19 protein-coding genes are annotated in these 18,913 nt (G+C 71.4%); 7 read left to right on the top strand and 12 right to left on the bottom strand.

The genetic code is table 11. The features are described from left to right. Positions 1–89: 89 nt before the first annotated feature. On the bottom strand, positions 90–803 hold the full coding sequence (locus ACF07B_RS39045) for a GvpL/GvpF family gas vesicle protein (RefSeq protein WP_392182404.1): 714 nt from the start codon (positions 801–803) through the stop codon (positions 90–92). 305 nt (positions 804–1,108) lie between these two features. Between ACF07B_RS39045 and ACF07B_RS39040 the strand changes: the two genes are divergently transcribed. Further along, positions 1,109–1,585, top strand: coding sequence for a hypothetical protein (locus ACF07B_RS39040; protein WP_392182403.1), 477 nt, complete (start codon positions 1,109–1,111; stop codon positions 1,583–1,585). A 55-nt stretch (positions 1,586–1,640) separates the two neighbouring features. Here ACF07B_RS39040 and ACF07B_RS39035 read toward each other — a convergent pair whose 3' ends face one another. After that, the gene (locus ACF07B_RS39035; RefSeq protein ID WP_392182402.1) at positions 1,641–2,009 is read right to left on the bottom strand and encodes a low affinity iron permease family protein; all 369 of its coding nucleotides are present in this window, start codon (positions 2,007–2,009) and stop codon (positions 1,641–1,643) included. 2 nt (positions 2,010–2,011) lie between these two features. Then, a complete protein-coding gene (locus tag ACF07B_RS39030) occupies positions 2,012–2,242 on the bottom strand; it encodes a CsbD family protein (RefSeq protein ID WP_392182401.1) in 231 nt (76 codons plus the stop codon). Between the two features lie 206 nt (positions 2,243–2,448). On the opposite strand from ACF07B_RS39030, the gene ACF07B_RS39025 reads away from it, so the two are divergent. Further along, positions 2,449–2,619 (top strand): hypothetical protein, encoded by a 171-nt coding sequence (locus tag ACF07B_RS39025; protein WP_369483251.1) that lies wholly within the window; start codon positions 2,449–2,451, stop codon positions 2,617–2,619. 46 nt (positions 2,620–2,665) lie between these two features. Here the strand turns inward: ACF07B_RS39025 and ACF07B_RS39020 are convergent, their stop codons facing one another. Then, positions 2,666–3,202: a hypothetical protein gene (locus tag ACF07B_RS39020; RefSeq protein ID WP_392182400.1), complete on the bottom strand. Its 537-nt coding sequence runs from the start codon at positions 3,200–3,202 to the stop codon at positions 2,666–2,668. 240 nt (positions 3,203–3,442) lie between these two features. Between ACF07B_RS39020 and ACF07B_RS39015 the strand changes: the two genes are divergently transcribed. The 4 genes from ACF07B_RS39015 (at position 3,443) to ACF07B_RS39000 (ending at position 11,491) form a co-directional block, all read left to right on the top strand. Then, positions 3,443–3,616 carry a CsbD family protein gene (locus tag ACF07B_RS39015; RefSeq protein WP_326783820.1) on the top strand — a complete coding sequence of 58 codons (174 nt, stop codon included), beginning with the start codon at positions 3,443–3,445 and terminating at the stop codon, positions 3,614–3,616. A 595-nt stretch (positions 3,617–4,211) separates the two neighbouring features. Further along, entirely contained in the window at positions 4,212–5,723 is a 1,512-nt protein-coding gene (locus ACF07B_RS39010; protein ID WP_392182399.1) for an MFS transporter, read from the top strand. Between the two features lie 443 nt (positions 5,724–6,166). Beyond that, positions 6,167–8,482: a M4 family metallopeptidase gene (locus ACF07B_RS39005; protein WP_392182398.1), complete on the top strand. Its 2,316-nt coding sequence runs from the start codon at positions 6,167–6,169 to the stop codon at positions 8,480–8,482. Positions 8,483–8,947: 465 nt separating this feature from the next. Next, complete coding sequence (locus ACF07B_RS39000) at positions 8,948–11,491, top strand: discoidin domain-containing protein (RefSeq protein WP_392182397.1); 2,544 nt, start codon at positions 8,948–8,950, stop codon at positions 11,489–11,491. A gap of 161 nt (positions 11,492–11,652) precedes the next feature. Here ACF07B_RS39000 and ACF07B_RS38995 read toward each other — a convergent pair whose 3' ends face one another. Both ACF07B_RS38995 and ACF07B_RS38990 read right to left on the bottom strand, forming a co-directional pair. Continuing rightward, the gene (locus ACF07B_RS38995; RefSeq protein WP_369483204.1) at positions 11,653–12,948 is read right to left on the bottom strand and encodes an MFS transporter; all 1,296 of its coding nucleotides are present in this window, start codon (positions 12,946–12,948) and stop codon (positions 11,653–11,655) included. Continuing rightward, positions 12,945–13,484, bottom strand: coding sequence for a helix-turn-helix domain-containing protein (locus ACF07B_RS38990; RefSeq protein WP_369483203.1), 540 nt, complete (start codon positions 13,482–13,484; stop codon positions 12,945–12,947). Before ACF07B_RS38990 ends, ACF07B_RS38995 begins: the two co-directional genes overlap by 4 nt. A 94-nt stretch (positions 13,485–13,578) precedes the next feature. Here ACF07B_RS38990 and ACF07B_RS38985 point away from each other — a divergent pair, with 94 nt between their 5' ends. After that, a complete protein-coding gene (locus ACF07B_RS38985; RefSeq protein ID WP_392182396.1) occupies positions 13,579–13,773 on the top strand; it encodes a hypothetical protein in 195 nt (64 codons plus the stop codon). 89 nt (positions 13,774–13,862) lie between these two features. On the opposite strand, the gene ACF07B_RS38980 is transcribed toward ACF07B_RS38985, so the two are convergent. The 6 genes from ACF07B_RS38980 to ACF07B_RS38955 all read right to left on the bottom strand — a co-directional run bounded on the left by ACF07B_RS38980 (position 13,863) and on the right by ACF07B_RS38955 (position 18,772). Continuing rightward, positions 13,863–14,222 carry a hypothetical protein gene (locus tag ACF07B_RS38980; protein WP_392182395.1) on the bottom strand — a complete coding sequence of 120 codons (360 nt, stop codon included), beginning with the start codon at positions 14,220–14,222 and terminating at the stop codon, positions 13,863–13,865. Positions 14,223–14,501: 279 nt separating this feature from the next. Further along, the gene (locus ACF07B_RS38975) at positions 14,502–15,443 is read right to left on the bottom strand and encodes a Ppx/GppA phosphatase family protein (RefSeq protein ID WP_384242652.1); all 942 of its coding nucleotides are present in this window, start codon (positions 15,441–15,443) and stop codon (positions 14,502–14,504) included. A gap of 212 nt (positions 15,444–15,655) precedes the next feature. Then, positions 15,656–16,132: an ATP-binding protein gene (locus ACF07B_RS38970; protein ID WP_369483200.1), complete on the bottom strand. Its 477-nt coding sequence runs from the start codon at positions 16,130–16,132 to the stop codon at positions 15,656–15,658. Between the two features lie 114 nt (positions 16,133–16,246). Next, on the bottom strand, positions 16,247–16,687 hold the full coding sequence (locus ACF07B_RS38965) for an OsmC family protein (RefSeq protein ID WP_392182394.1): 441 nt from the start codon (positions 16,685–16,687) through the stop codon (positions 16,247–16,249). Positions 16,688–16,697: 10 nt separating this feature from the next. Next, positions 16,698–17,417 carry a response regulator gene (locus tag ACF07B_RS38960; protein WP_392182393.1) on the bottom strand — a complete coding sequence of 240 codons (720 nt, stop codon included), beginning with the start codon at positions 17,415–17,417 and terminating at the stop codon, positions 16,698–16,700. Then, the gene (locus ACF07B_RS38955; protein WP_392182392.1) at positions 17,414–18,772 is read right to left on the bottom strand and encodes a sensor histidine kinase; all 1,359 of its coding nucleotides are present in this window, start codon (positions 18,770–18,772) and stop codon (positions 17,414–17,416) included. The genes ACF07B_RS38960 and ACF07B_RS38955 overlap by 4 nt, the downstream gene beginning before the upstream one ends. Between the last annotated feature and the right edge of the window lie 141 nt (positions 18,773–18,913).

Raw genomic sequence — 18,913 nt, 5'->3', positions numbered from 1 at the left:
GCCCCCACCGCCCGTCACTCCCAGGATGACGCCGTGTGATGTCGCCGTCGGAGTCGAACCGGTGCCTGTCCAGGGGGAGTCGGGACGGTTCAGCTGAAGCTGTACGGAGGGAGCGGGCCGTTGAGCCGGAATTCGAATCCCTCGCCCATCTGGTGCGCGAGACTCAGTTCCGTGGTGAGGAAGAGCTCGTCCTGTTCGTCGCTCACCAGGAACGAGACGCTGAGGAAGTCCGTTCCGGTGGGCGGAGAGGAGTCGATCTCCCGGGCGAACGGGCGGAGCGCCTCGATCACGCCCGAGGCCAGTGCCTCCTGGCGGGCCCGCACCTCGTTGGCGACCAACTCGCCGAGCCGCACGGCCGCGTCGGGGGCTGCCGTGCCGTCGCGGATGTCGTCGTTGAGCCGCCGGGCCGTCTCCGACTGCGCGAGGATCTCCCGCAGCAGCATCTCCTCGTCCTGCGACGCCTTCAGGTTGTACTCGGCGCAGCCCTCCAACTGGCGCAGACGTTCGGCGTATTCGTCGCCGCGCTCCTCCAGCACCGCCCTGACCGCTTCCTCGTCCGGGGCGGTGTGGCCGAACCTGAGGGGCAGCACGGTGCCGTCCGCCAGCAGACGCTGCTGGATCTCCTGGTGCCGGCCGATGTCGCCGAGGCCGGGGGGCAGTTCCTCCGGCGCGTCACTCACGACCGCGCAGAGCGGGCCCGCGGTCACCGTGCGCAGTGGGGAGGGCGGAGCGCCGACTCCGTCGAGACCGTCGAGGCGCAGCGGATGGTCCTTGAACGTGATCGAGTAGATGTATACGGCCATGGCTCACTCCTCCGCGCGAGACGCGCTTATCTCCCGCCGGGAGGAGCTCCGGGCCGGCCGCCGTCGTCGCTCCACCGTCTCCTCCTCTTCTCCCCTCGGCTCGCTTGCGTCTCCGGCTCGTCCTCCTTGTCCGTCGCTGTCCGTGCCCGTCACTCCCCGGACGGTTCGCACTCCGACGCGAGCATGCATTTTCATCATATAGGGGTACTTGTTGGGTCAGGTGAAGACGGCTTTCCCCGCAGCCGCGCTGTGGAGCGGGTGGGCCCGGGAGAGGCGGGGCTGCGTGGTCCGAAGGGAAAAGGTTCATGAAGGCGACAACCAAGATTGCCCTGGCCGCGGCTGTAGCCGGCGGCTATGTCCTCGGACGGTTGAAGAAGGGGCGCCTCACGTTCGCCGTGGCCACCTATATCGCCGGGCGCCGATTCGGGCTCGATCCGCAGCAGTTGGCCACGGAAGGGCTGAAGCGGCTCTCGGACGTCCCGGGCGTCGCGGAGTTCCAGGAGCAGGTACGGGACGAACTGATCAACGCCGGCCTCCAGGCCCTCGCGGCCACGGCCCCGGCCGAGAAGACCGCCCCGGCGAAGAAGACGGCCGCCAGGACGCCACCGCCCCCGGTGAGGAAGACGGCGGCGAAGAAGACGGCGGCGAAGAAGACCGCCGCCAAGAAGACGGTGGCCAAGAGGTCCCCCGTGAAGAAGGCCACCGCGAAGAGATCTTCGTCCAGGGCGGCCAAGAGCACGTCCGGACGCCGGAGGCAGAGCCCTGGCCGGCAAGGAGCGTGAGAAGGCCGGACCCACGAGGAACGAGGAAGCGAGGAAGCGAGGAAACCGGAGCCCGTCAGGTCTCGTCCTCCATGCGGATCACCCTCCTGAGTTCCTCATGCGCCTTGCTGGAGGCGCCTTCCTGCGCCTCCAGCATTGCCGAGGCGATGGCGTCCAGCTTGCGCTGGATCGCCCGCTCGGACCGTAGCTCGGAGTTCTTCAGCAGTGCCAGGAGCAGCAGCGTCACCGCGGTCATCGCGTCGCCGGCGAGAAGGAGCCATTCCCCGGCGAGGCCGGCGATGTGGACGGCGACGGTCAGGGCGACCAGCCCGATGCAGAACGCGAAGAAGACGGGCGAGCTGGTGAACCTCGACCCGGACTCGGCGAAGCGCTCGAATCCGCCGCGTTCGTCGCCACCGCGGTCGGCGGGATGCTGTAGGGCCATGGTCAGTGCTTGGTCCACTGGCGCACCCGCGCCGTGGCCTTCTCCGTCATCTCCTGTGCCTTGCCCTGCAGTTGCTCACGCCGACCCGCCCTCTGGACCGACGTGTCGCCCAGCGCCTTCCCGACGGACTCCTTCACCTTGCCCTTGATCTGCTTGGCCTTCGCGTTGCCCTGGAACATCATCGCCACCGTCCTGTGGGTGTGCGCCGTACCGCGGCGCGGCGGGTCGCTCATCCCTTTCTCACCGTGTGACCTGGCGGGCGGTACCGCAAACCGGCCCGCCCTCCGCCCGTCGGCCACCTTCGTCGCGCCCGGCCCGTTTCCCCGCGCCGCTGAGGGGGACCCGATGCCGAGAGCCCGGAGCCAGAAGAAGGACCGGACCCGATGGGGCCGGACGCGGCGGAAGCCGGGACCGAACAGAGAGAGGACGAGAAGGAGCCATGACTGCCGACATCGGCACCAGGACCACCCAGCGGCCGGAGACGGGATGGGCGAAGGCACGTCGCCGGCGGCAGACCGGCCCGAGGACCTGCCTTCCGGCGACCGCCGGCGCGTCGGCCCGCCAGGACCGGACCGCCCCCGACTGGAACATCGTCAGGGGTGAGGACTGACCGGCCGTCACTTCCCCGTTCAGGGCCGCGCCGTCGCGGATGAGCCTCAGGAGGTGGAGTCCGTCGCGGAGCGCAGCCGGCGGATTTCGTCCTCCGGAGGACGGCGCTGGCCCTCGTCCACCAGGCGCTCGGGCATGTCGTCGTCCGGGATCAGGTGAACGGCCTCCTGCTCGGCGGGGTCGGAGCCGCCGTCGGCATCGACGTCCTCCTCGATCATGTCGTGCTCGGCGTCCTCGTGGGCGCCCACATCGAGGGCGAGGATCCTTTCCGCGGGATCCGTGCTCACCTCGTCGTCCAGGCGCCGGTCCTCGTCGGCCGCCAGTTCGTCCCCGCCGTCGTCCTCGCCGGGGTCCCGCAGGGCCGGATCCGTCCGTTCCTCGGCCAGTTTCTCGTCCAGGCTCTCCCCCTCGCGCTGTTCACGCGCCGTGGTGCCCAGATGGTCCACCGCGAGCGGGCGCTCGGGCGGCGACCACCCGTCGTCGAAGGGGTCCGAGCCCCCGTATTCCAGGGTGTCCTCCGGGTCGAGGATGCCTTCGTCCTCGCGTATGTCGGGACCTCCCGGCTGGTAGACCTCATCACTCATGACGTCGTCCTCGCTCTGGCTGCCCAAGATGGGCGCGACCTCCGGACGGATCGGAGTGTCATCGGCCCATGTCTCCAGGCTCACCCAGCACACCGGTTCCGGCATGCCGGAACCCCATGCGATCACAGAGAGTCACCGACGGCGGGGCGAATGATTCTCGATCTCCGTGTTTGGCACCCGCGGGACGGGTCACTCGATGCTTCGACACTCGAAGCCGATCGTGATGGGAAGTGAGACATCGTGAGTGGCGAGCAGAAGGCCAAGGCCAAGATGGAACAGGCCAAGGGCAAGACGAAGGAAGCGGCCGGGCGCGCCGTGGGCAACGAGCGGATGACCGCCGAGGGCCAGGCCGAGAAGGCCAAGGGCGACGCGCGGCAGGCCAAGGAGAAGACGAAGGACGTCTTCAAGGGCTGACAGGGCGGAGAGCGCTGACCGCCCGACCATCTGCGAGGGCCGGCAGCTCAGGTCTCAGGTCCAGGGGAGTCGGCGCGGCCGCCAGGCCGACCACGTGGGGCCCGTTCCGAGGAACGGGCCCCACGGGCATGCGCGCGTCCGGCACGGTCATGACCCCGCCGAGAGCCCGAGACGTTCAGTCGCCCCGGAGCGACCCGTAGGCCCGGCGACCGCGGCAGACGCCCCGGCCCCGGCGACCACAGCGACCCCCGCCCCGTCGCCGGCCCGTGCCCGCCCGCGGTCCTCGATCCGTGCCGCGCCCACCCGTCGTGCCGCGCCCACCCGCCGATCGGCCCGAACCGTGCCCACCGTCATCGACCCGGGCCGCGCTGACCTGTCGTGCCGCGCCCACCCATGATCGGTCCGAACCGCGCCCACCGTCCTCAGCCGGGGGCGCGTCGGCCAGGATCGGCCCGTGCCGCGCCCACCGTCTTCGATCCCCACCGCGTCCCCCACCCCGGCGAGGGTCCGACGCTCATGGCGACCGCCCGACCTCGTGTTGCCCCTCGCCCCCGCGGGCCGAAGATGGTGGGGGTGACGGAGAGGAGTCCCCGGCGTGGAACTGGACGCGCAGACGGACGGACGAGGGGGCCGCGGGCAAGGTCCGGCCGGGGGAGCCGATCCGCGGCGGTGGCGCGCCCTGTGGGTCACCCTGACCGCCGGGTTCATGAGCCTGCTCGACGTCACCATCGTCGCCGTCGCCCTGCCCTCCATGCAGCGCGCCCTGCACGCCTCCGCCCCGTCGATCCAATGGGTCGTCTCCGGTTACGCCCTCACCTTCGCGCTGGTTCTCGTGACGGCCGGACGCCTGGGCGACGCGATCGGCCGGCGGCGGATCTTCCTGCTCGCCCTCGCCGCCTTCGTCCTGTGCAGCGCCGCGGCCGGCGCCGCGCCGACGATCACGCTCCTCGTCGTGGCGCGACTGGCCCAGGGCGTGGCCGCGGGATGCCTGGCACCGCAGAATTCCGCCTTCATCCAGCAACTGTTCCGGGGAGCCGAGCGGGGGCGGGCGTTCGGGCTCTTCGGTGCCACCGTCGGCATCTCCAGCGCGGTGGGCCCGGTCATCGGCGGCCTGATCCTGATGCTCGCCGACGGGCCCCAGGGCTGGCGCTGGATCTTCTACGTGAACGTGCCGGTCGGAGCCGTCGCCTTCCTGCTGGGTCTGCGGCTGCTGCCCAAGGTCGCTCCGCGTCGCCGGGAACGCCTCGATCTGCGGGGCGTCCTGCTGCTCGGCTGCGGGGTGCTCGCCCTGATGCTTCCCCTGATCCTGGCCGAGTCCGGTGGCGTACGAAGGCTGTGGTGGCTCTTCCCGGCGGGGGCGGGCCTTCTCGCGGTGTTCGCCTGGTGGGAGCGGCGCCTGACAGCGGTCGGCGGGCAGCCGCTGCTCGATCCGCGCCTGGTGACGAGCACGCGAGGCTACGCGGCCGGAGCGGCCATCGCCGCCCTGTACTTCGTGGGGTTCAGCGGAGTGTGGCTGGTGTTCGCGCTGTACTTCCAGAACGGCGCGGGCTTCTCCCCGCTGCGCTCCGGGCTCGCGGTGACCCCCTTCGCCATCGGCTCGGCCGCGGCGGCCGTGGTGGCCGGACGGCTCGTCGAGCGGCTGGGCCGGCTCCTGACCGTGTGCGGTCTCGTCGCCGTCGCCCTGGGGCTGGGCGGTGCGGTGCTGATCCTGCGCCTGGCTCCCGGGGATCCGGCCGTGTGGTACTCGGCTCCGGCCCTGTTCCTCGGCGGCCTGGGCAGCGGCTGCGTCATCTCGCCGAACGTCACGATGACGCTCCGGGACGTACCGGTGCGGATGGCGGGCGCGGCCGGCGGCGCCCTGCAGACGGCCCAGCGGCTGGGCGGCGCGGTCGGCACGGCGGCGCTGCCGGGACTCTTCTACATGGTGCTCGGCACCGGACGGCACGACTTCCGCTCCGCCCTGGCCATCGCCGTGGGCTCCGGGATCGTGGCCATCCTGTGCGCCCTGGCCCTCGCTGTCCACGACTGGCTGCGCGATCATGAGCCCCGGCCACCGCGCCGCCCTTCCGGGACGCCGCACGAACACACCCACGTGAGCCGGCCCTGAGGCACATGCGCGGGACACCGGCCGCTGGAAGGCTGTGCGGTCGGCCATGCTCACAGGCATCGCACAGCGGCCGAAAAGATGTGACGGGCGCATGAACTCGCAGTAGGTAATGGCAAGTTCAAGCCGAAGTCTTGTCCGCTCCATGACAAGGTCATCGGGTCGATGTCACTCTGCTGTCGACCAGGCACGCTACGTGCCCACGCTGGTGCCCTCATCCCCTCCGGCTCATCCCCTCCGGCTCATCCCCTCCGGCTCATCCCCTCCGGCTCATCCCCTCCACATCGCCCCCTTCCAGCGCACCCGCACCCCGACGATTCACGCGCCGCCGACTCCGCGAGCGCCTTCGTGCGGCAGTCACTGCGGCGCTGCTCCCCGCCCGGCTCACCACGGACCGGCCGTACCCGGCGGTCGGCCCGCCCGGGTAACCCCCCTCGCAGATGGAGATGACCTTGAACCGGCAACCCCCTTCCGTCCGTCGGCGCAGACGCGTAACCGTCCTCGCTCTCACCGCCGCGAGCTCGTTACTGGCCCTCGCCGTCCGGCCCGCCTCCGCCGCCCCGGCGGACCTCGTTCCCGCCGGATCCGTCACCGGGATCGCGGCCTCCGGGAACCCGGTTCCCGCCCGGATCGTCGCCGAGCCCAGGTCCGGCGCCCGCCAGGTTCCGCTGTCGCCCGCCCGGCACGCCGCGCTGGTCAAGAGCGCGGGAATCGAGGCGGGCGCCACCGCGAAGCGGCTCGGCCTCGGTGCCCGGGAGCGACTCGTCGTCAAGGACGTCGCCCAGGACGCGGACGGCACGACCCATACGCGATACGAGCGCACCTACGCGGGACTGCCGGTGCTCGGCGGTGATCTGGTCGAGCACGTGCGGAGCGGCCGGAGCACCGTGTCCGAGGCGCACCGGGCCGCCGTCACCGTGCCGAGCCTCAGGCCCAGGATCTCCGCCGGTGACGCCGGGGCCAGAGCCCTCGCGGTGGGACGTGCGGCGGCCGTCCGGCGGGCGGGCGTCGACGGGGCACCCCGGCTCGTCGTCTGGGCCGCCGGCACCCGCCCGGTCCTGGCCTGGGAATCGGTGATCGACGGCGTCCAGCGCGACGGCACACCGAGCGAACTGCACGTCATCACCGACGCCGCCTCCGGCAAGGTCGCCTCCCGGTACCAGGGGGTCGACACGGGCACGGGGACGGGCCAGTACGCCGGGACGGTCCCGCTCTCCACGACCCTGTCCGGATCGTCGTACCAACTGGTCGACGGCGACCGTGCCGGCCATCGCACCTATGACCTCAACCAGGGAACCTCCGGCACCGGGACCCTGTTCACGGACGACAACGATGTCTGGGGCAGCGGCGCCCAGAGCGACCGGCAGACCGCCGGCGTCGACGTCGCCTACGGAGCGGCCGCGACCTGGGACTACTACAAGGACGTCTTCGGCCGCAACGGGATCCGCAACGACGGGGTCGCCGCCTACAGCCGGGCCCACTACGGCAACAATTACGTCAACGCCTTCTGGCAGGACAGCTGCTTCTGCATGACCTACGGCGACGGCGCGAGCAACACGCACCCCCTGACGGCCCTGGACGTCGCCGCCCACGAGATGAGCCACGGCGTGACCGCGGCCACCGCCAACCTCACCTACTCGGGAGAGTCCGGCGGTCTCAACGAGGCGACGTCGGACATCTTCGCCGCAGCCGTGGAGTTCCATTCGAACCTCGCGGCCGACGTGCCCGACTACCTGGTCGGCGAGAAGATCGACATCCGCGGCACCGGCGCGCCGCTGCGCTACATGGACAAGCCCTCCAGAGACGGTTCCTCCCGCGACTACTGGGACTCCTCGCTGGGCGGCATCGACGTCCACTACTCCTCGGGACCCGCGAACCACTTCTTCTACCTGCTCTCCGAGGGGAGCGGTGCCAAGACCGTCAACGGGGTGTCGTACGACAGCCCGACCCATGACGGCCTTCCGGTGGCGGGCATCGGCATCGAGAACGCCGCCGCGATCTGGTACCGCGCGCTGACGACCTACATGACGTCCACGACCGACTACGCCGGTGCCAGGACCGCGACCCTGCGTGCCGCGGGCGATCTCTTCGGGGCCTACAGCCCCACCTATCTCGCGGTCGCCGACGCCTGGGCGGGCATCAACGTCGGTGACCGCATCGCCCTGGGCGTCAACGTCTCCCCGGTCGCCGACCAGACCTCGGGGGTCGGCCAGGACGTGTCCCTTCAGGTGAACGCGTACACCACCAACACCGACGCGAGCCTCGCCTACACGGCCACCGGACTGCCGGAGGGCCTGTCCATCGGAGACACCGGACTGATCACCGGGATCCCCGTCACGCCAGGGACCAGCGACACGACGGTCACGGTGACCGACAGCACCGGCGCGGCCGTGTCGGTGGCCTTCCACTGGCGGATCGCGTACGTCTACGCCAACGGCACCCGGGTCGACATCCCCGACGTCGGCCCGGCGGTCGAGTCGCCCATCACGATCACGGGCCGGCCCGGCAACGCCTCGGCGACCACCGAGGTCCACGTCACCATCGTGCACACCTACCGCGGTGACCTGACGGTCGATCTGGTCGGCCCCGACGGCACCGTCTACTCGCTGCTGAACCGCAGCGGGGGCTCGGCCGACAACGTGGACCAGACGTTCACGGTGGACGCCTCCGCGCAGCCGGTCGACGGCACCTGGAAGCTGCGCGTCCGCGACCTCGCGTCGATCGACGTGGGATACATCCAGGAGTGGAGGATCACCCCCTGATCCCCGACTGACCCGCGCCCGTCCGGATCGCCTCGCGGTCCGGACGGGCGAGTTCTCCCGGCCGAGTGCCCGGGGGTGTCGCGCCGTTGTGACGGCGGACGCCCCCGGGCACTCGGCCTTTTGCCGTCCCCGACCGTGTTTCGCCTCGGTTTCTGTGCGCTCTCCGCGTGCTCCGCGCCTTCAAGGCTTGACGGATCAGGGCGGTCTCCCGGCCGTCCGCGTCGACGCCCATCCAGGTCAAACCCCGTGAAGTGGCCCATCAACAGGGGCCCAGCGCACACGAGTTGAAGAAACCCGTGTCACGGGACTTGCCACTCTGATGGTTCATTACTTAAATCAAATCGTGAACTAAGAGGGCCGTAAGGCCAGTTCACATCGATCCCGCCCACATGGCAGAGCTGTGTCCACAGCTCCCGATCCACTGTGTCCGCTCCGCTCGTCACCCCACCCGCATGGAGTCACGGCATGAAAATCAGAACCCTGGGTGTCGCGCTGGCCGCTATGGCCGCGCTCGTCACCCTGCCCTTGCAGAGACCGGCCGCCGCGGCCGATCTCCCGCTGTCCCAGGGCAAGACGGCCACGTCCTCGTCGGACGAGAACGGGGGCACTCCCGCCGCCTACGCCGTCGACGGCGACACCGCCACCCGGTGGTCCTCGGCCGCCACGGACGCCCAGTGGCTCCAGGTCGACCTCGGTGCCTCGGGCACGATCACCAAGGTCGTCCTCAACTGGGAGGCCGCGTACGGCAGCGACTACCGTATCCAGACGTCGCCGGACGGCAGCACCTGGACCGACATCAAGACGGTGACCGGCGGTGACGGGGGCACCGACACCCTCGACGTCTCCGGCCAGGGCCGCTACGTCCGGATGACCGGAGTCCACCGCGCGACCCCGTACGGCTACTCCCTCTGGGAGTTCCAGGTCTTCGGCACCGGCGGCACCAGCACCCCGACGACCTGCGACACCGCCAACGCGGCGCAGGGCAAGGCGGCAACCGCCTCCTCCACCGAGAACGCGGCCGGCGCCGCCTCGGCGGCCTTCGACGGCAACACCGCGACGCGCTGGTCCAGCGCCTTCTCCGACCCGCAGTGGGTCCAGGTCGACCTCGGTTCCTCCAGCGACCTGTGCCGGGTCGACCTCAACTGGGAGGCGGCGTACGGCAGGGCCTTCCAGATCCAGTCCTCCACGGACGGCCAGAACTGGACCGTCCTGAAGTCCGTCACCGACGGCACGGGCGGCACCGCCTCCTACGACGTCTCCGGCAAGGGCCGCTACGTACGGATCTACGGGACGACCCGGGGCACCGCGTACGGGTACTCGCTGTGGGAGGTCGCCGTGCACACCGGCACAGGGACCAGCGTCCCGCCCGTGCAGGGCGGCGGAGACCTCGGGCCCAACGTCATCGTCGTGGACCCCTCGACGCCCGATCTGCAGGGCAAGTTCGACCAGGTCTTCGCCCAGCAGGAGTCGAACCAGTTCGGTTCCGCCCGCTACCAGTTCCTGATGAAGCCGGGCACGTACAACGGCATCAACGCCCAAGTCGGCTTCTACACCTCGATCTCGGGCCTCGGCCTGAATCCCGACGACACCCACATCAACGGCGACATCACCGTGGACGCGGGCTGGTTCAACGGCAACGCCACCCAGAACTTCTGGCGTTCGGCGGAGAACCTGTCGATCACCCCGGTCAACGGCACGGACCGCTGGGCCGTGGCCCAGGCCGCGCCCTTCCGCCGCATCCACGTCCAGGGCGGTCTCAACCTCGCCCCGAACGGCTACGGCTGGGCCTCCGGCGGCTACATCGCCGACTCCAAGATCGACGGTACGGTCGGCCCGTACTCCCAGCAGCAGTGGTACACCCGTGACAGCTCCGTCGGCGGCTGGACCAACGGTGTCTGGAACATGACCTTCACGGGCGTCCAGGGAGCACCGGCGACGAACTTCGACTCCGGCCCGTACACCACCCTGGACACCACCCCGGTCTCCCGCGAGAAGCCCTACCTCTACCTGGACGGCAGCACCTACAAGGTGTTCGTGCCCTCCAAGCGCACCAACGCCCGCGGCGTCTCGTGGCCCAACACGGCCGGTACGTCGATCCCGCTCGACCAGTTCTACGTCGTCAAGGCCGGCGCGACCGCGCAGACCATCAACGCGGCGCTCGCCCAGGGCCTCAACCTGCTGTTCACCCCGGGTGTCTACCACCTCGACCAGACGATCAACGTGACCCGGGCGAACACCGTCGTCCTCGGTCTCGGGCTGGCGACCATCGTGCCGGACAACGGCATCGACGCGATGCACGTGGCGGACGTGGACGGCGTCAAGCTCGCCGGATTCCTCATCGACGCGGGCCGCTCCAAGTCCGACACCCTGCTGCAGATCGGCCCGTCGGGCGCCTCTGCCGACCACTCCGCCAACCCGACCACCATGCAGGACGTGTTCGTGCGGATCGGCGGCGCGGGCCCCGGCCTCGCCACCAACTCGGTCGTGGTCAACAGCGACGACGTCGTGATCGACCACACCTGGCTCTGGAGAGCCGACCACGGCGAAGGGGTCGGCTGGGACACCAACCGCGCCGACTACGGCCTCGTGGTCAACGGTGACGACGTCCTGGCGACCGGCCTGTTCGTCGAGCACTTCAACAAGTACGACGTGCTGTGGAACGGCGAGAACGGACGCACGATCTTCTTCCAGAACGAGAAGGCGTACGACGTGCCCAACGCCGCCGCCATCACCCATGACGGCATCGTCGGATACGCGGCCTACAAGGTCGCCGACTCCGTGTCCGTGCACGAGGCATGGGGGCTGGGAAGCTACTGCAACTTCACCACGGATTCGTCCATCGTCCAGGCGCACGGCTTCCAGGTCCCGGTGAAGACCGGGGTCAAGATGCACGACATCCTGGTGATCTCCCTGGGCGGCAAGGGTCAGTACGCCCACGTCGTCAACAACACCGGCGCACCCACGTCGGGGTCGGACACCGTCCCGTCCAAGATCACTCAGTTCCCGTGATCCTGAACGTCGCGGGCTGACAGGAAAGCGGGTGCCGGTGCTCCCCCCTGTTCGGGGGGGAGCACCGGCACCCGCGCGCGTCGCGCGTCACGCCCGGGGCGCGCCAGGTGGACCTTCCCGGCGGCCGGCCGGCGTCACCCTTGACGCCTTCGCGGCAGGGGTCACGACACGTCGGCGGCAGTCTCCTGGGCGGCGTCCTCGGACGCCGGGTGATCGGGACCGTCGGCCGGGGCGGCGGCGCGCAGTGCCGCTTCGACCCGGCGGTTGCTGGTCATGGATGCCGTGACGGCCGTCATCGCCAGGAGGAGGCCGGCGGCGGCGTAGAGCGGGGTGCGGATGTCGTAGGTGGTGGCCAGCCAGCCGCCGAGGAAGGCGCCGACGGGGGCGGCGCACATGGCCAGCATGCGGGAGGTGGAGGCGACCCGGCCCATGAGGTGGGCGGGGACGATCGCCTGCCGGAGGGAGGGCGCGAGCACCATCGTGGCGCCCATGCCGGCTCCGCAGACGGCGAGCGCGAGGCCGGCCACGTACGGGTTCGGGGCAGCGGCCAGGCCCAGGATGGCCAGCCCTTCGACGGCGGCCGTGCAGGTCAGCGCGGTGCCGGTGCCCAGTCGTCGGCCGAGGAAGGAGGCGATGCCCGCGCCGAGAAGACCGCCGGTGGCCTCCGCCGTGAGGAGCAGACCGAAACCGTAGGTGTCGATGCCGAGGCGGTCGTGCGCGAAGAGGGCGAGGACGGTCTCCACGGCGAGGAAGGAGATGTTCCCGACCGCCGGGCGGAGCGCGAGCCCGAGCAGCACCCGGTCCCGGAAGACGTACGAGGCCCCGGCACGCGCCTGGCGAAGCAGCGACTCGCGGACCTCCGGCACGGGCCGGGGCATGGCGGGCAGCGTACGGACGAGCAGGGCGGAGAGCAGGAAGGACACCGCGTCGGTGAGCAGCGGAACCGCCCGTCCGAGCGCGAGCAGCGCACTGCCCGCCGGCGGCCCCGCGAAGCCGGACATGGCGGTCTGGGCGCCACGCAAGCGGGAGTTGGCGCGCTCCAGGAGTGCGGGGTCGCGGCTGAGCAGATCCGGCAGATAGGCGGTGGCGGCCGTGTCGAAGAAGAGTCCGCCGATGCCGAGCAGGAAGGCGACGGCCGCGAGCAGGGGAATGCTCAGCGTGTCGAGCGCGGCCGCCGCGGCGGGTATCGCGAGCAGCACCGCACGGGCCGTGTCCGCGACCCACATCGTGCGCCGGCGGTCCCAGCGGTCCACCAGCGCACCGCCGAGCACCCCGAAGAGCAGCCACGGCAGCGTCCCCGCGGCCGTGACGACGGCGAGCGCCATCGGATCGCGCGTCAACGTCAACGCGATCAGCGGCAGCGCGGCGTGCGACACCCCGTCACCGAGCGAGGACACCGTCTGCGCGGTCCACAGCCGTCCGAACCCGGTCGGCAACTTCCGTATCTCTGAAGTCACTTGGTGCCCCCCTTGGTCTGCTCGCCCTGTGCCGGGTGGAAGAGTGCGAAGACGAGTGAGGAGTCCGGCAGCGACGGATCGGACAGCTTCCGGTACTCGTCCGCCAGTGCCCCCAGCCGCGCCCCCAGCTCCGCGAACTGCTCGTCGGTGAGCCGCAGATGCGCCATCCGCACGTGCCGCTCGCCATCCGCCGGCGACGCCTCCAGGTCCGCCACCGCGTGGCGCATCAGCACATCCGGCCCTCCCTCGCCCGGGTCCGGCAGCGCGATCGACCCGGCGGCCATGGCGTAGTACCGCTCGGTGACGCCCCGGACCTTCCGTGTCCGGACCACCTTGACCAGGCCGGCCCGCTCCAGCAGCCGCACGTGATAGCTGGAGCTTCCCTTCGCAAGGCCCACCCGCGCGGCGATCTGCGTGATCGTCGCGGGCTCGAAGCGGAGCACGGCCATGATCCGGTGACGCGTGAGATTGGAGACGGCGCGCAGTTGTTCGTCCGTCGTGACGTGAAACGTCTCGGGGAGATCATCGGTAGGCATGCAGCAATGGTCAACGATTCTTGACCATTGCGCAAGGGGTTTCGCGCGACTCGCCGGAAACCGCTGTTTCGGCGCGCGAGATCTTCCCGGGGACGTGACGACCACTCAGGAGGCCGCGTACCGCGCGGACATGCTCGTCGCCGACCCGCTCGCGCGCGCCGAGAAGTCGCGGACGGCGGTGATCGGTCCTGTGGTCCGGAGGTGGCTGAACGGTGCCGGCTTCGTCGACCCGGTGTCGGGGGCCGTCAAGGAAGACGCCTCACATGGCGGTGCGAAGGTGGCGACATGACGGATGGGAGGCGGGTGGACCAGCCGGTCCACCCGCCTCCCATCGCTGCCTTGGGCCTCGCCCACGCTTCCCGCGTGCCCGGACGGCGCTCAGGCGGAGCGGTGTCCTGGGCCGAGGGCCGTGGTGGCCCCCGTCGTGCCGCGGGGTGTGGTGAGCCGCATGTCATGGGCCCGGGGCGCTTCATGGTCGGGCGGCCCCGCCGGCTCCACCTCGGCGGCGTGCGCGAGGAGGCGACGGGCCAGTTCACGTGCCTCGGCGGGGGTGAGCGAGGCCCACACCCCGTGCTCGTCGCCCTGGTCAGGACCCACGTCCAGCGTCACCCGGCCGATCGGCCGGCCCGGCGTGGCCAGCCGCAGCTCCTTCACGAGGATCCTGCGGCCGCACGAGGTCACCAGGGGCAACTCGCCCGCCCCGGCCGCGCGTAGCCGCCGCTGTCCGGACGCCGTCATCGCTCTCACGCCTTTCCACGAGCAGAACCGCCGGTGGGTCCACCGCCCTCGGTGGAACTCCGCGCTCCGGCATCTGCCGGCCTGTTCAGGTCAGCGTCGAGTGGTACCGGTTTGTTCCCGGCCTCCGCGTGCCACGCCCCCTCGCGAGTGGACGCCACGAGCCGCCCGCCGGCCGCGCGGGACCCGAACACGGGGCGGTGTGCCCGTGGTTGGCGAATCCCGGCTCGGTACGGGGGTAGGGAGCGTCCGGCGGACCGAGCGGCCCGCGGCCGGTCCGCGTCAGCGCGGGGTGGAGCCCTTGGCGCGCAGCGCGCCGAGGCGTTCCAGGAGCAGGCCCTCCCGGGTGGACCAGGGAGAGACCTCCACACTCGTGGCCCGGCAGGCCTCCATCAGGGCTTCCGCGACGAGCGCCCCGGCCAGGGACTGTCCGGCCCGGTGACGTGAGATGCCGGGCAGGCGGCCGCGGCCCGCGGACCCGTTCTTGGCGAGAACGCCCACCGCGGCCCGTACCTCGTCGAGTGTCAGCCGCTGCGGGGTCCGGGAGCGGTCGCGGCCGGCGGTGGTGTAGCGGGCGAGCTGGGTGAAGGTCTTGGAGCAGGCGAGCACGCGCCCGTCCGGGTCGGCGCGCGGCAGGTCGGCCACCTCGGCGAGTCGGTCGCTGAGGTGGTCGCGCACCTCGGCGAGCCGCCGCTTCGAGGACACGGCCTCGTCCAGCTTCCAGGCGCGGGTGACCGTTCGGGCACCCAGCGGCAGGGAATGGGTCGTCCGGGGCTGCCTGGACGACCCGGACGCGACCTCCACGGTCCCGCCGCCGATGTCGAGCACCAGCAGGGAGCCGGTCCGTTCTTCCGCCCAGTGGCGTGCGGCCACGTAGGCCAGACGGGCCTCCTCCTCGCCGGTCATCACCCGCAGCCGGGTGCCCGTGGCGCTGGCCACCTGGGCGAGGACCTCGTCGCGATTGGGCGCGTCGCGAATCACCGACGTGGCGAACGCGTACACCTCCGGCAGGGCCCCCCGGCTCTCGGCGAGCGTCTCGGCCACCGCCCGCTGCACGCTTCGTACGCCCGATTTGTCCAGCCGTCCCGTGGCGTCCAGTGTCTCGTGCAACTGGAGCCGCACCTTTCGGGACAGCACCTCCTCCATCGCGACCCCGGCGCGGCGCCGCGCCACGGTGAGCAGAACGCTGTGGCACCCGACGTCCAGTACACCTGCCTGACGCACTGTGTTAACCACCCGTTTCCTGCCGAAGGGGACCCCGCGAACTCACCATTGTCCCGTAAGGCAGCCGTGGTGACGCGACACGATTTCGTTTCGGCTCGTCAGGGGCGTGCCGAGGACCGGCGGGGCGCCCCGGCGACGCCGGGCGGCCGTCCGAGGGGACTTCCCGCGCGCTGTCGTGCCCCCGCCGTCGCACCGGGGGCGGGGGACCGGTGTCAGGTGGCGGAGCGGCTCATGTCACTGTCCGGCGTGTCGGCCAACGTCACCACGGCGGTGATCCGTTTGCCGACGGGTTCCCGGTGCGCCTCGAAGGCGTGGCACACGGCCATGACGATCTCCAGCCCGTGCTGACCGACGCGGCCGGCGTCCGCCGCGCGGGCCACCGGAAGGGTCGGGTCGGAGTCCCACACGGTCGCCCGGACGGCGCCCTGGCCGACCTCCAGCGACAACAGGCACGGTCCGCCCGCGTACTTGACCGCGTTGGTCACCAGCTCGCTGACGACGAGAGGGACCATGCCCATCACCCGTCCGGAGACGGGCAGTCCGGCGACCGCCTGCACCCGCGTCAGGAAGTCGCGGGTGAACGCCCGCGCCTCGGCGATGCACGCGGAGTCACCGTCGTACGCGACTGAGGCCTCGATGAGCGCACCCCGCTGTTCCTGCTGTTCCGCTTCTCTCACCTGCTGACCCATACGATCCGTCCCGCGTTCGCCTCTTCGACGTTCGGCGTATGCCCCGGAAATCCGGCTTCACTCCACCCGGCCGCGCATTCGTCCGCGGAGCACCGCGACAGGGTGCCGGCGCGGTCAGGCGTCGGCGACCGTCACGGCGACGGGGGTGCCGGCCTCGATCGTGCGGCTGACCGTGCAGAGCCGGTCGTGCGAGGTCTTGACGGCGCGGGGGAGGATGGCACGGGCGCGGTCGCCCGGCTCGCCGTCCGGGAACGCCACGGAGAAGGTGACCGCGAGGTCGGTCATCCGGTTCCCGAGCTCGTCGCTGATCTTGTCGCCGGTCACGGTCAGGGTGAACGCCGTGGGCTCCACATGACGGCCGGTCGCGACGTCGACGTCGGCCGCGGTGCAGCCGCCGATGGCCGCGAGCAGCAGTTCGACCGGGGTGAACTCGTCCTCCCCGCCGGCTCCGGAGCCGGTCCCGAAGGCGATCGTCCCGCCGCGCGCGTTCGTCGCGGTGAAGTGTCCGGTGCCGGTCCGCTCGACGGTGACGCGGCGCAGGGTGTCGTCAGTCATACCGCCGAGCCTAAGGTCGCGCCGCGTCGCCCGCCTTGCACGTGCCCTCGGGCCGGTCGGGCGGGTTCGGCCGGACGACACCGAGGTCGTAGGCCAGGATGACCGCCTGGACACGGTCGCGGACGCCCACCTTCGACAGGACGCGGCCGACGTGCGTCTTGACCGTCGACTCCGCCACGACGAGGCGCCCGGCGATCTCGTTGTTGCTCCAGCCCTCGCCGATGGCGACGAAGATCTCGTACTCCCGCTCGGTGAGGGCTCGGAGGCGAGGGTCGTCCTGGGGCCCCGCGCCCGACGGATCGTGCGGGAGGTGCCGGGCGTAGGCGTCCAGGAGACGCCGGGTCAGGGCGGGGGCGATCACCGCGTCCCCCGCGGCGACCGCCCGGATCCCGGCCAGCAGTTCCTCCGGATGGGCGTCTTTGAGGAGGAACCCGCTGGCTCCCGCGCGCAAGGCGGCGTGGGCGTACTCGTCCAGGTCGAACGTGGTCAGGATCAGCACCCGGGACCGGCCGCCGGAGGCGACGACCCGGCGGGTGGCCTCGATGCCGTCCATCCCGGGCATCCGTACGTCCATGAGGATCACGTCCGGGCGCAGTTCGGCGGCCCTGCGGACGGCGTCGGCGCCGTGCGACGCCTCGCCGACGACCGCGGTGTCCGGTGTGCTCTCCAGGAGCATGCGGAAGCCCAGGCGTTGCAGTGGCTGGTCGTCGACGATGAGCACGCTGGTCACACGGCACCGCCCGTGACGGCCGGCCGAGCCAGATCGGTCCCGGCCGGAGGGGTGAGATCCAGGGTGGCCCGCAGTGTCCATCCGCCGTCGGGGCCGGGCCCCGCGACGACCGTTCCGTCGTAGAGGGCCGCGCGTTCTCTCATACCGGGGATGCCGTGTCCTTCGTCGTCGTGCGGCCGGGTGCGCCCGGTGCCGCTGCCCGGGCCGGTGTCGTGGACGTCGATGCGCAGCAGCGCCTCCTCGACGCCCACCGAGAGATCGACGCGGGTCCCGGGGCCCCCGTGCTTGAGGGCGTTGGTGAGAGCCTCCTGGACGATGCGGTACACGGCGAGCTGGACACCGCGGTCCAGGGTGCGCAGTTCGCCGCTGCTGCGGTGCACGACCACCGGACCGGCGGCCCGGATCCGCTCGCACAGGGCGTCGATGTCGCCGATCCCCGGCTGGGGACTCAGCTCGGGCGCGCTGGGAGTCGCGGGCTGCTCGCGCAGCACGCCGAGCATGCGGCGCAGTTCGCCGAGCGCCTGGCGTCCGGTGTCACCGATGAGCAGCAGGGCCTGCTTCCCGCGTTCCGGCGCGAGGTCGTTCGCGTACGCGCCGCCGTCGGCCAGGGTGATGATGACGGAGAGGTTGTGGCCGACGATGTCGTGCATCTCGCGGGCCACGCGGGTGCGTTCGGCGGCGGCGGCCAGTCTGCTGCGCTGGTCGCGCTCCACCTCCAGCCGGGTCGCGCGGTCCCGCAGAACGGCGAGCTGGCCGCGCCGGATCCGGACGGCGAGTCCGAGCGCGACGGCCGCGGTTATCGTGCTGAAGAGGAAGAACAGCGCGTCGAGCACATGGACGCCGGCCGGCAGTCGCACCGCGACCAGCCCCAGCGCACCGGCCGTGACCGCGCAGGCCAGGGGCAGCCGCCGCAGCTCTCCGTGCAGGACCAGGCTGTAGAGGGCGATCAGCACGGCGACGTCGGCGCGCAGCCAGACCCCCAGCGCCAGCTGGAGGATGAACACCGCCGTGATCACGGAGAAGGAGAGGAAGGGCCTCCTGCGCCGCCACAGCAGGGGCAGCACCAGCCCGGCCTGGAGCGCGAGCGTTCCCGGCAGGTTCAGGTGGGTGAACTCGGTGTCGAAGGGATGGTGCCGGCCGTCCCCGTCGTGCACCAGGTCCGGCAGGCAGAACAGGATCGCGACGGCGGCCGTCACCACGGCGTCGAGGATCCAGGGACGATTGCGGTCGCCCCGCTTGAGCCGGCGGCCGAGACGGGACAGCGCACGGGCCAGCGGGTGGTTCCACGGCAGTTCCGCCTCCGCGAAGGGCGGGTCGTCCGCCGGCGCGCGCGGGGCGGTGTCGTCGCTGTTCATGGGAGTCACTGGTCCGCGCTCATGGGTCTCACCTGTCCATTGTGGATCCGGACGCTGTGGGTCCGGCCGCGTCTCCGTACGCGCCCGCGGGCTTACTCGTACGGGCGTGACCGCGGGTCTTCGTACGCGCCTCAAGGGTTC

It is taken from the genome of Streptomyces sp. NPDC015532 (assembly GCF_043078065.1).
Classification (GTDB): domain Bacteria; phylum Actinomycetota; class Actinomycetes; order Streptomycetales; family Streptomycetaceae; genus Streptomyces.
The sequence above is the reverse complement of the archived record's forward strand: the minus strand, read 5'-3'. Positions and strand labels throughout refer to the sequence as shown.

What these genes read in the sequence shown, in the direction of transcription:
- ACF07B_RS39045 (WP_392182404.1), bottom strand. Translation starts at nt 803, where the DNA reads ATGGCCGTATACATCTACTCGATCACGTTCAAGGACCATCCGCTGCGC.
- ACF07B_RS39040 (WP_392182403.1), top strand. Translation starts at nt 1,109, where the DNA reads ATGAAGGCGACAACCAAGATTGCCCTGGCCGCGGCTGTAGCCGGCGGC.
- ACF07B_RS39035 (WP_392182402.1), bottom strand. Translation starts at nt 2,009, where the DNA reads ATGGCCCTACAGCATCCCGCCGACCGCGGTGGCGACGAACGCGGCGGA.
- ACF07B_RS39030 (WP_392182401.1), bottom strand. Translation starts at nt 2,242, where the DNA reads ATGAGCGACCCGCCGCGCCGCGGTACGGCGCACACCCACAGGACGGTG.
- ACF07B_RS39025 (WP_369483251.1), top strand. Translation starts at nt 2,449, where the DNA reads ATGACTGCCGACATCGGCACCAGGACCACCCAGCGGCCGGAGACGGGA.
- ACF07B_RS39020 (WP_392182400.1), bottom strand. Translation starts at nt 3,202, where the DNA reads ATGAGTGATGAGGTCTACCAGCCGGGAGGTCCCGACATACGCGAGGAC.
- ACF07B_RS39005 (WP_392182398.1), top strand. Translation starts at nt 6,167, where the DNA reads ATGACCTTGAACCGGCAACCCCCTTCCGTCCGTCGGCGCAGACGCGTA.
- ACF07B_RS39000 (WP_392182397.1), top strand. Translation starts at nt 8,948, where the DNA reads ATGAAAATCAGAACCCTGGGTGTCGCGCTGGCCGCTATGGCCGCGCTC.
- ACF07B_RS38990 (WP_369483203.1), bottom strand. Translation starts at nt 13,484, where the DNA reads ATGCCTACCGATGATCTCCCCGAGACGTTTCACGTCACGACGGACGAA.
- ACF07B_RS38980 (WP_392182395.1), bottom strand. Translation starts at nt 14,222, where the DNA reads ATGACGGCGTCCGGACAGCGGCGGCTACGCGCGGCCGGGGCGGGCGAG.
- ACF07B_RS38970 (WP_369483200.1), bottom strand. Translation starts at nt 16,132, where the DNA reads ATGGGTCAGCAGGTGAGAGAAGCGGAACAGCAGGAACAGCGGGGTGCG.
- ACF07B_RS38965 (WP_392182394.1), bottom strand. Translation starts at nt 16,687, where the DNA reads ATGACTGACGACACCCTGCGCCGCGTCACCGTCGAGCGGACCGGCACC.
- ACF07B_RS38955 (WP_392182392.1), bottom strand. Translation starts at nt 18,772, where the DNA reads ATGAACAGCGACGACACCGCCCCGCGCGCGCCGGCGGACGACCCGCCC.